The 6,750-nt window shown below is 64.4% G+C and carries 5 protein-coding genes; 2 read left to right on the top strand and 3 right to left on the bottom strand.

Going from position 1 to position 6,750, the window contains the following annotated elements; genetic code table 11:
• Window positions 1-41: 41 nt before the first annotated feature.
• The 3 genes from NE609_RS11400 to NE609_RS11390 are packed head-to-tail and all read right to left on the bottom strand — an operon-like array spanning window position 42 to window position 3,682.
• Window positions 42-2,438 (bottom strand): hypothetical protein, encoded by a 2,397-nt coding sequence (locus NE609_RS11400; protein WP_256152556.1) that lies wholly within the window; start codon window positions 2,436-2,438, stop codon window positions 42-44.
• Window positions 2,413-3,312: an ABC transporter ATP-binding protein gene (locus tag NE609_RS11395; RefSeq protein ID WP_121587668.1), complete on the bottom strand. Its 900-nt coding sequence runs from the start codon at window positions 3,310-3,312 to the stop codon at window positions 2,413-2,415. The genes NE609_RS11400 and NE609_RS11395 overlap by 26 nt, the downstream gene beginning before the upstream one ends.
• On the bottom strand, window positions 3,305-3,682 hold the full coding sequence (locus NE609_RS11390; RefSeq protein WP_256152555.1) for a GntR family transcriptional regulator: 378 nt from the start codon (window positions 3,680-3,682) through the stop codon (window positions 3,305-3,307). The genes NE609_RS11395 and NE609_RS11390 overlap by 8 nt, the downstream gene beginning before the upstream one ends.
• Before the next feature lie 313 nt (window positions 3,683-3,995).
• Between NE609_RS11390 and pyk the strand changes: the two genes are divergently transcribed.
• Both pyk and NE609_RS11380 read left to right on the top strand, forming a co-directional pair.
• Window positions 3,996-5,747, top strand: a complete 1,752-nt coding sequence (pyk, locus tag NE609_RS11385; protein WP_256152554.1) for a pyruvate kinase — start codon at window positions 3,996-3,998, stop codon at window positions 5,745-5,747.
• A gap of 63 nt (window positions 5,748-5,810) precedes the next feature.
• Window positions 5,811-6,725 carry a class B sortase gene (locus tag NE609_RS11380; RefSeq protein WP_256152553.1) on the top strand — a complete coding sequence of 305 codons (915 nt, stop codon included), beginning with the start codon at window positions 5,811-5,813 and terminating at the stop codon, window positions 6,723-6,725.
• Window positions 6,726-6,750: the final 25 nt, after the last annotated feature.

Here is a 6,750-nt window from a genome sequence, read left to right as displayed (position 1 = left end):
CCCCCCCCCCCCCCCCGCTTCTATTTGCAGGAGGAGACGGTTTATTCTCCGGGGACCCCATAGGGATATGCGATCCGCTGGCGGAGGTCCTCAGGAAGGCGGGAGAGGGGCAGGAGGACCGGCGTTCCGCCCGTCGCGCCCCTGAACCAGAAGTTCGCGCAGACGACCGGCTCGGTCGTGTCCCAGCTCGGCACGGCGGCCGCGGCCAGCGCGGCGATATCCGCCGGATCCTCGAAGAGGACTTCGCTCGCGCCCGCCATCTGGGCCTGCACGACGGCGTTCCCCCACTCGTCGAGCTCCACGTCCTCCCCCGGCGAGAAGTCCGCCGCGAGCACATCTGGGTTCTCGGCGTAATACCGCCGGGAGGCTTCGACGTTCTCCTTCAGGTAGTCGTAGTCGTTGGCGGTGAACTCCCCACGCCCCGGGATCACCTGGAGCACCGCGCTGTCCGATGTGGTGAGATACCGTACGCCCGAGCCGGAGACCCCCACCGCGTAGCAGGCGTCCAAGTCAGGTGCGATCTCGTCGAGCACTCCCTTCTCCGCGAGGAAGGCGCGGGTATGCAAGGAGCTCTCCGTCACGAGGAAGCTGCCGCTCGTGGAGGCGCGCGGCGCACCCTCGGGCGGGAGGTCCGCCTCGAACGTCACCCACGCGACGGGCGCGTCCGACGGGTGCAGCAGGTCCTCGACGGTCTGCGCGAGCAGGTCGGTCCGCATCGCGTCCAGAAGCGCCTGTGACTCGGCGGCCGGCCACGCCTTTTCCACCGTCCAGGCCCCGAAGGGGTCGGAGATCCGCCATTTTTTGACGTCCTGACCCCGGTCGAAGAACGCCGGGTGGGTCTGCGCGAGCAGGTCGGGGCTCGTTTCCAGCGGCGCGAGCAGCCGAATCGACCCGGTGCCCGCGCCCTCGTACCGGCGGGTGAGGGTGCGGCCGTTCTTGAGGGTGTAGGTGATCGTGCTGCCCAGGTGCATGTATTCCTCGCCCGGCTCGAGGGTGATCCCCTCGTAGGGGCGGTACCGCTTGGCGATCACGTCCCGGTGGAACGCCTCCACCGCCGACAGATCCTCCGGCGCCGAGAGCAGCACCTCGTTCGTGTAGCCGACGGCCCGGCCGGCTTTGCCCCCGTTATCGGGGAGGCCGGGCTCCACACGGCAGATGCTGATGTCCGCGGCGTAGCGGCCGGTGTAGCCGATCTCCACCGCAGCGACCTCCTCCGGCGCGGGCACGCGGCTTTCATAGCCGAACGCGCCGGTCATCGGGATGAGCGAGACGAGCACGACGCCGGCGACCGTCGCCGCGCCCAGCGGCAGGCTGCGCACGAGCGTCTTGAAGCCGCGGTTGAGGACGACCTCGGCCACCGCGTAGGTGAGCGCGCCGATGAGCGCCGTCCAGAGCAGGAAATCGGTCCGCCCGTGGCTGCCGGAGCAGGCGATCAGCCCGGCGGTTACGCCGCAGACGGCGGTGCCCGCCAGCTTGACCAGCGCCTGCAGGGCGCCGCGCGAGGAGGTGGTCTCCGCGACCTCGGTCCTGCGGCGGCGGTAGACGCGCACGGCGGCGAGGAAGATGAGCAGTCCGAGCGCCAGCCAGACGAGCAGCGCGAGGTTCGCGCCCGGCAGGCGGCCCGGCCCGAACAGCCTGATCGGGGAGGAGGCGCCGAGCGTCCCGTCCGCGATGGCGAACCGTTCGATCATCAGCGTCACGGGGGAGAGTCTGGTTACGAAGGTGAGCGCGTCCATCCCCGCGCTCCAGCCAAAGAGGAAGAGCTCGGTGACGGCGAGCCCCAGCGCCGAAAGAACGGGGGCGGCGAGCAGCAGGGTCCCCGACAGCACGAAGGTGTCGAAGACGGTGCCGACGCAGACCGAGACGAAGGTGGTGACCGCGTAGATCGCAAAGCCGCAGATCATCCAGCCGAGCGCGTCGAGCCAGAGGTAGGCGGTCACGTCGGGCAGAAAGCCGAATTTCGCGATCTGCACCGCCATGATGAAGAGGTTGGAGGCGGCCAGCGGAAGCCCGATGATCGTCATGCCCACGGCGGCGTTTGCCGTCAGGAGCGTCCCGCGGGAGACGGGAATCGCGTGGTAGACGTCGGACGCCTTTTTGGAGTGCATGTAGCTGTTGAGCACGAGGGCGAGAATCATGGGCGCGAGCAGCGCGATCATCAGGAAAAAGACGATCGACACGCCCGCGAAGTTGCAGCCGAGGCCCTCGAAGCTGTAGAAATACATCGGGTTTTGGGCGAGCGTTTCGGGCGCGTACGCCTGGATGCGGGCGGCCTCGGCCGGGTCCACCCGCTTGAACGCCTCGAGCGCGAAGAGCAGCGGGTAGCAGACCGCCACAAGCGCGGAATAGAGCCAGAGGTAGCCCCGGTTGCGGTGCAGGATGTCCCGGTAAAGCTCGCGGAACCGGCCGGGCTTAGAAGAGGATGTTGTTGTAGTCATATCCGACCGCCTCCATTTCATGAATGAATACCTCCTCGAGGGTGAGCGGGACACCTTCCGCGAAGACGGCGCCCTGCCGCAGCAGATAGTCCGACGCCTCGGCGGAATTTCCCCGCACGACGAGGGTCACAAGGCTGCCCGTGCGGACCGCCTGCATGACGTTGAGCCCCGCAAGCGCCGCGTCGTCCATCCCCTGCGGGAAGGCCGCGTGCACCTTGCAGAAGCCGAGCTTGAGCTCGTCGAGCTCCCGCTCGAAGAGAATTTTCCCCTGGTGCAGGAGCCCCACGTGGTCGCACAGATCCTCAAGCTCCCGCAGGTTGTGGCTCGTGATCACGACGGTCATCTCCCGCGACGCGATGTCGTCCGACAGGAGCTTCTTCACCGCGCCGCGCATCACCGGGTCGAGCCCGTCGAACGCCTCGTCGAGCAGCAGCAGGTCGGGTTCGCAGGAGAGGGCGAGCAGCAGCGCCGCCTGCCGTTTCATCCCCTTGGAAAAGGTGCCGAGTTTCTGGCGGGGGTCCAGGGGAAAAATTGTGCAAAGTTTTTTGTATTTTGTGTCCGAAAACCGTCTATAAATTTGTTTATAGAATGTGGCCATCTCTTCGAGGGTGCTCTGCGGCAGGAAGTACAGGTCGTCCGCGACGAAAAAGATCCGTTCCTTGACCGCGATGTTCTCGTAAACCGGCTCCCCGGCGACCGTGACCTGCCCGCCGTCGGGCATGTAAACCCCCGACGCCAGCCGCAGGAAGGTCGATTTGCCCGACCCGTTGGACCCCACGAGCCCGTAGATCGAGCCTGCGTGGATCTCGGTGTCGAGCGAGGAAAGCGCCGTGAAATCCCCGAAGCACTTCACGAGCGACTGCGCTTTAATCATGGTTCGTTCCCTCCTCATATACCGCTTCGACCACCCCGAGCGCCTCCTCGCGCGGGATTCCCGCGCGCCGGCCTTCCGCGGCGGCCTCCCGGAGCTTTTCCAGCCGCTGCCCGCGCAGCATCCGCGCCGCAGCCGGGCCGGGCGAAACGAAGCTGCCCTTGCCCGCGACGGAGTAGATGACGCCGCTGCGTTCAAGCTCCTGATAGGCCTTCTGCACGGTGTTCGGGTTGACGCCCAGGTCCCTCGCGAGGCTGCGCACGCTCGGCAGCTGCTCGTCGGGCGCGAGCGCCCCCAGCGATACCAGTTCGGAGAGCCCCCGGACCAGCTGTTCATAGATCGGCTGGCGGCTCTGCAAATCAAGCGACAGCACGGTTCCACCCCTTTCAGTCGATTAATCGTATTGTCTGTATTAAAACTATTAGTACAGTTACAGCTTACCACACCCGCCCGGAAAATGCAAGGGGAAATTGCAGCTTTTTCCGAAAGAGGGCGTTTTTAAAGGTTTTATGAATTTTTCCCAATCCATTTGACACCCGTAAAAATGATGGTATACTTTAGGGAGATATGATCTGAAATTGCTTCCTGACGGCGGGCCCGCCGCGCCGGTTTTCCCGGCCGGAAGCCCGCGTGAGCGCTTTTTCGGGCCCCTGTCTTTTCACACTAAATCACGAGGTGGATTGCTTTTGAGGAAAACCAAGATCGTCTGCACCCTCGGCCCCGCGTCCGACAGTGAAGAACGGATTCACAGCCTGATCTGCGCCGGCATGGACGTCGCGCGCTTCAACTTTTCCCACGGCTCCCACGAGAGCCACAAGGCTACCTTCGAGCGGGTCAGCCGCCTGCGCGAAGAGCTGCGCCTGCCCGTCGCCACCCTGCTCGACACCAAGGGCCCGGAGATCCGTCTCGGCGTCTTCAAGGGCGGGAAGGCCGAACTGCACGCGGGCAGCCATTTCACGCTGACCGCCGACGAATGCGAGGGGGACGAGACGCGTGCGTCGATCACCTTCCCCGGTCTCGCCGAGGACGTGGGCAGGGGGGACACCATCCTGCTCAACGACGGCGCCATCGAATTGCGCGTCACCGGAACCCACGACGGCGCCATCGACACCGAGATTGTCAACGGCGGCGTCATTTCCGACCACAAGGGGGTCAACGTCCCCGGCGTGCGCCTCTCGATGCCCTACATCAGCGAGCGCGACCGTTCGGACATCCTCTTCGGCGCGGAGACCGGCTTCGACTTCATCGCCGCCTCCTTCGTCAGCCGGGCGGACGACATTCTGGAGATCCGCCAGCTGCTCGAGCGGCAGGGCAACCAGACCATCCGCATCATCGCGAAGATCGAGAACGCGGAAGGGGTCAAAAACATCGACGAGATCCTGCGCGTCTCGGACGGCATCATGGTCGCGCGCGGCGATATGGGCGTGGAGGTCCCCCTTGAGGACGTGCCCGTCTTCCAGAAGCTGCTGATCAAAAAATGCTACAACACCGGCAAGATGGTCATCACCGCCACCCAGATGCTCGAGAGCATGATCCACAGCCCCCGCCCCACCCGCGCCGAGGCCACCGACGTGGCCAACGCGATCTACGACGGGACGAGCGCGGTGATGCTTTCGGGCGAGACGGCCGCGGGCGACTACCCCGTCGAGGCGGTGCGCACGATGGCGCAGATCGCCGAGCGCGCCGAACGGGACATCGACTACCGCAAACGCTTTTATTCCCGCTCGAACGAGCGGCTCCCCGATATCACCAACGCGATCTCCCACGCCACCTGCACCACCGCCTACGATTTGGGCGCGGCGGCGATCATCACCGTCACCTGGTCGGGCACGACGGCGCGGATGCTCTCCAAGTACCGCCCCGACATCCCGGTCATCGCCTGCACCCATGAGAAGGCCACCTACTGGCAGCTCGCCCTCTCGTGGGGGGTCACGCCCCTGCTCTGCGACGTGAAGGAGAACACCGACGACCTCTTTGCCCACGCCGTCGCGAAGTCGAAGGCCGCCGGGTATGTGCACGACGGCGACATCGTGGTCATCACCGCGGGGGTCCCGCTGGGGGTCAACGGCACCACCAACCTGCTCAAGGTCCATGTGGTCGGCGACATCCTCGTCACCGGGCAGGGAGTCAACAAACGGTCGGCCTTCGGCAGGCTGTGCGTCGCCAGGACCGAGGAGGAGGCGCTCAAGAACTTTAACGACGGCGACATCCTCGTCATCCCCCAGACCTCCAACGCGCTGCTGCCCATCCTCAAGAAGGCGTCCGGCATCGTGACCGAGCGGGGGGGCCTCAATTCCCACGCCGCGATCGTCGGCATGGCGCTCGATATCCCCGTCATCGTCTTCGCGGAGAACGCGACCGCGATCCTCAAATCCTCCTCCGTCGTGGAGGTCGACGCCTCGGCCGGTACGGTCAGCAACCGCACCAGGACAGAATAAAACGCTGGCAATGCCCCCCGCGGGGCGTCACGATAAATGAGTCTACGATAAAGGAGTCTGTATATGAAACGCTTACACCTTTCCAACCGTTTGATCGCGCTGTTCCTGGCGATTGCCATGCTGCTCACGATGGCGGCCTGCGGCGAGCGCGCAAAGCCGGGCGAGGACGAGGGTCCCTCCTCCTCCGACGTCTCCTCTCAGCCGAAAATCCCGGCGTTCATCAACCCCTTGGAGGATGTCGACCTCACCCCCGTCGCGGAACCCGTGGCTCCCGAGGGCGAACTGCTTGAAAAACTCAACAAGGCCTACAACGTCAACAACGACGTCGTCGGCTGGATCCGCGTCCCCGACACCCTGATCGACAACGAGGTGCTTCAGTACGTCTCCACCCCGCCCCAGGCGTCCGACAACCTCTATTACGAGCGTAAGGACATCAACAAGAACTACAGCTTCTACGGCTGCTACTGGGCGGACTATGAGAACAAGATCGGCAACCGCAACGAGCTCTCCCAGAACACGATCATCTACGGGCACAGCATGTCCGACACGATCAGGGACGACCCGGAGCAGGATAAGTTCACCCAGCTGAAAAAATACCTCGACATCGAGTGGGCGAAAAAGCACCCCTACATCTACTTCTCCACCGCCGAGGACGACATGACCTGGAAGGTCTTCGCGGTCTCCTATGTGGACACCAAGCTCTCCTACAACCTGCCCGAGTATAAGGACCAGAACTTCAACGAGCTGATCGCGGAGCTCAAGGACCGCTCCCAGTTCGACATCGACGTCGACGTGACCCCCTCCGACAAGATCCTGATCCTCTCCACCTGTACATATCCGACCGGCTACACCAACAAGGCGATCGACGAGGCCACCAAGTTCCTCATCTGCGCCCGTCTGGTCCGTCCGGGCGAGGCCACTCCCGATACCCTCGAGATGGCCGTCAACCCCGACCCCAAGAAGCCGCAGTACAGCTGAACAGCATAATAAAAAAGGGCCCGCA

This window comes from Anaerotruncus sp. DFI.9.16 (genome assembly GCF_024461615.1).
In the GTDB taxonomy this organism is placed as follows: Bacteria; Bacillota; Clostridia; order Oscillospirales; family Ruminococcaceae; genus Anaerotruncus; species Anaerotruncus massiliensis.
The sequence above is the reverse complement of the archived record's forward strand: the minus strand, read 5'-3'. Positions and strand labels throughout refer to the sequence as shown.